The 3704-nt window shown below is 70.9% G+C and carries 3 protein-coding genes; all 3 read right to left on the reverse strand.

What is annotated here, in order from left to right; all coding sequences use genetic code 11:
• Positions 1-161: 161 nt before the first annotated feature.
• Positions 162-1565, reverse strand: coding sequence for a V-type ATP synthase subunit B (locus RTN46_RS16685; RefSeq protein ID WP_312183088.1), 1404 nt, complete (start codon positions 1563-1565; stop codon positions 162-164).
• Positions 1562-3394 carry a V-type ATP synthase subunit A gene (locus tag RTN46_RS16690; protein WP_312183091.1) on the reverse strand — a complete coding sequence of 611 codons (1833 nt, stop codon included), beginning with the start codon at positions 3392-3394 and terminating at the stop codon, positions 1562-1564. The genes RTN46_RS16685 and RTN46_RS16690 overlap by 4 nt, the downstream gene beginning before the upstream one ends.
• Positions 3382-3704, reverse strand: a 323-nt coding sequence (locus tag RTN46_RS16695) for a hypothetical protein (RefSeq protein WP_312183094.1), incomplete at its 5' end; no start/stop codon positions are given. The genes RTN46_RS16690 and RTN46_RS16695, both read right to left, overlap by 13 nt.

The following is a 3704-nucleotide window of genomic DNA, read 5'->3' on the forward strand; positions in this document are numbered from 1 at the left end:
AGCGGTGCCGGCTCTCCTGGGTCCGGGCTGCCCGCTTCCCGATGGCGATCCGCAGGATCTTCTGTTTCCGGTCCAGGAGCTCGGCGCCGCGCCGGGCGGTCTCCAGCCGCCGTTCGACCTCGGCCCGCGCGGCCCTGCCGGTGCCGGTCACGGCAGCCCCCTCACAACTGTTCTCCGCCGGCCGGTCCGGGCAGGTAACGGTCCAGGAACTCGGGGGAGAGCATGCTCAGTTCCCGCCGCGGCAGGACGGCAAGGGCTTTCCAGGCCAGAGCCAGGGTGTCCTCCAGCGAGCGGTATTCCTCCCGGCCCTGGTTCAGCAGCTTGCCCTCCACCACGGAACGGAACTCAATGTAGGCCCGGTCCGCTTCGCCCAGGGCCGCCTGGCCCACCAGCTCGGCGAGTTCCGCGGCCTGCCGTGCCCGCGCCATGGCCGCCAGGACCTGCGCCGCGACATCGAGGTGGTCTTCGCGGGTGCGTCCCTTCCCGGCGCCGGAGCGCATCAGCCGGGAAAGGGAGGAAAGCACATCCACGGGAGGGTAGATTCCCCGCGCGTCGACGTCCGGAGCAAGCACGACCTGCCCTTCAGTGATGTAGCCGGTCAGGTCCGGCACGGGATGCGTCATGTCTCCGGAGGGCATGGTCAGCACGGGCACCACGGTCACCGATCCGTCCCGGCCCTGGACCCGGCCGCAGCGTTCGTACAAGGTGGCCAGATCGCTGTAGAGGTAGCCGGGATAGCCCCGGCGGGCCGGAATCTCCTTCCGCGCGGCGGAGACTTCCCGCACCGCCTCGGCGTAACTGGTCATATCGCTCATCACCACCAGGACGTCGCTGCCTTCCTCATAGGCCAGGTTCTCCGCGATGCTCAATGCGATCCGCGGGGTCAGGATGCGTTCGATCACCGGGTCGTCAGCGGCGTTAAGCAGCAGCACCAATTCCCCCGCCGCGGAGCGTTCCTCCAGCCGGTCGCGGATGAAGGCGATGTCCGCGTGCGTCATCCCCATGGCTGCGAAGACCACCCGGAAGTTCCGGCCCTGGGTGGTGGATTGGGCGGCGATCTGGGTGGCCAGGGTCAGGTGCGGCAGCCCGGGAACGGAGAAGATCGGCAGCTTCTGGCCGCGGACCAGGGTGGTCAGGGCGTCAATGGCGGAGACGCCGGTGATCACGGCTTCCTGCGGAGGTACCCGGTAGACGGGGTTCAGCGGCCAGCCGCTGACCGGCTCCACAGTTTCCGAGGTCACCGGCGGGCCGCCGTCGAGCGGCTCACCGCGCCCGTTACAGACCCGGCCCAGCCATTGCGGGCCCACCGGGATGTGCAGCGGCCGGCCCTGGAAGCGCACCGAAATTCCGCCCAGCCGCATGCCCTCGGTGCCTTCCAGGACCTGCAGCACGGTTTCGTCGCCGTCGACCTCCAGGACCAGCCCGTGGCGCTCGCTGCCACCGCGGACCTCCACGGTGGCGAACTCGTCCCAGCCCACGCCGGCGGTGTCGCCCAGGACCATCAACGGTCCGCGGAGTTCGCGGATGTCGCTGTGGGAGACCAGATGCCGTGGATCGGAATTCATCGCAGCTCCTTCAGCCCGGTGAGGAAAGCGGCGGCGCGTTCGGCCACGCCTTCCGCGTCGGACGGCCCGGCCGCCTCCCGCAGCCGCAGCAGCGGGGAGAAGTCGTAGGAGTCCACGCTCGACGCCGGGACGCCGGCGGCGACCAGGTCCTGGCAGGTTTGGATGGTGTCCAGGACCGCCTCCAGCAGGGCCGAGCCCTTCGCGGCAGAAGAGTAGCCGTCATTCGCGCTGAGCGCGTTCTGGAGCAGGACGCCGTCGCGCAGCAGCCGCCCGCCCAGCAGGATCATCTGTTCATGGCCTGGGAGGGAGCCGGAGCCGATGATCTCCGCGAGCGCGGCCAGCCGGTCCGATTCGGCGAGCACCAGGTTGGCGCGGGCCCGCCGCTCCGCCCACTGCGGGTCGCCGTTCGCGGCATGCCAGCGGCCCAGGGCCTCGGCGTCGCGGGAGAAGGATCCCCGCCAGCTAACCGCCGGGTAATGCCGGGAATAGGCCAGGTCCCGGTCCAGCTGCCACAGCGAGCGGACAAAGCGCTGGGTCCCGGTTGTGACGGGCTCGCTCATGTCACCGCCCGGTGGGGAGACCGCGCCGATCACGGTGACCGACGCCGTCGCGCCTCCCAGCGTGGTGGCCAGGGAAGCGCGCTCGTAGAAGGCGGCCAGCTCCGAGGCCAGCGACGCCGGATATCCCTCCTCCGCCGGCAGGTCGCCGTTGCGGTTGGCGAACTCGCGCAGCGCCTCCGCCCAGCGGGAGGTGGAATCGGCGATCACGACGGCGTGGTAGCCCATGTCCCGGAAGAACTCGGCCACGGTGACGCCGGTGTTGATGCTCGCCTCGCGGGCCATCATCGGCATATTCGACGTATTGGCGATGATGACGGTCCGGTCCAGCAGGGCTCCGCCCGTCCGCGGATCTTCCAGCCGGCTCAGACCGTCCAGCACATCGGCCATCTCGTTGCCGCGCTCGCCGCAGCCCACGTAGATGATCACGTCGGCGTCGGACCATTTGGCGATCTGCTGCAGCAGCAGCGTCTTTCCGGTGCCGAACCCGCCCGGAACGGCGGCCGCGGCGCCGCGGGGCAGCGGGTACATCAGGTCAAGCACCCGCTGGCCGGTGTGCATCGGCACGGCGTCGGAGAGCCGCGCAGCGACGGGCCGCGGCCGGTGCACGGGCCAGCGCTGGGCCAGGGTAACCTGGGTGCCGCCGACCACGGCGGCCGTCTCCAGCGCACGGAGCGGCCCGGTGGCCACCGCGCTGAGGACACCCGAGACGCCCGGCGGAACCGTGACCCGGAACTGGATGCTCCCGGCTTCAGGAACGGTGCCCAGCACATCGCCCGGTGAAACGGTGTCCCCGACGGCGGCCTGCGGCTCGAACTTCCATTGCCGGTCCAGGACCTGGCGGTCCTCTGCCGCGTCCTCCCGGTCAGCGGTCAGCCACATCGGCGCCGAGGAGAGCGGGCGGAGCAGCCCGTCGAACACCTGGCCGAGCAGACCGGGTCCGAGCAGGGCGGAGAGCTGGTGCCCGGTGCCCGCGGCTTCGTCGCCGGACTTGAGCCCGCCGGTGTACTCGTAGGCCTGCAGGGTGGCGTCGGTACCGTTGATCGCGATGGTTTCTGCGGCGATGCGTTCCGGGCCCAGCGCGACGAGTTCGAGCATGGCGACGTCGTCCAGCCCGCTGACCTCCACCAGCGGCCCGTTCACCCGCCGGATCCGGGCTGCGGAGCCGGTCTGTGCCGAGCTGGTTTGTTCCACACCGGTCTGTGCCGGGCCAGTCTGTGCCGGGCCAGCACCTTCCGGGCCGGGGGCATTGGCGCTGCTCACTCCTGCCATAGGTCCCGCACCTCCTTGGCATGGCGATCCAGGGCGGACTCGGCGAGCGCCGGGAGGGAAAGGTCCACGCTGCGCGAACCGAGGACGCCGGTGATCCCGCCGGAAGGTGCCTCTTCAAGGCGCGCATCGGGGCCGAGCAGCGTCCGGGCCTGGTTCCGCAGTGCGTCCAGCAGGCGGGGATACCGCGGATCCCTTCTCAGCTGCCCGGCTTCAGCCAGGACCTGGCTGCGCAGCTGTCCGCGGAGCTCCTCCTCGCGGGAGAGCACTATGCGGCCGGCGCGGCGGCGGGAGCGTGCTGAGCGCAGCGCCG

This window comes from Arthrobacter sp. (genome assembly GCF_031988865.1).
Lineage (GTDB): Bacteria > Actinomycetota > Actinomycetes > Actinomycetales > Micrococcaceae > Arthrobacter_B.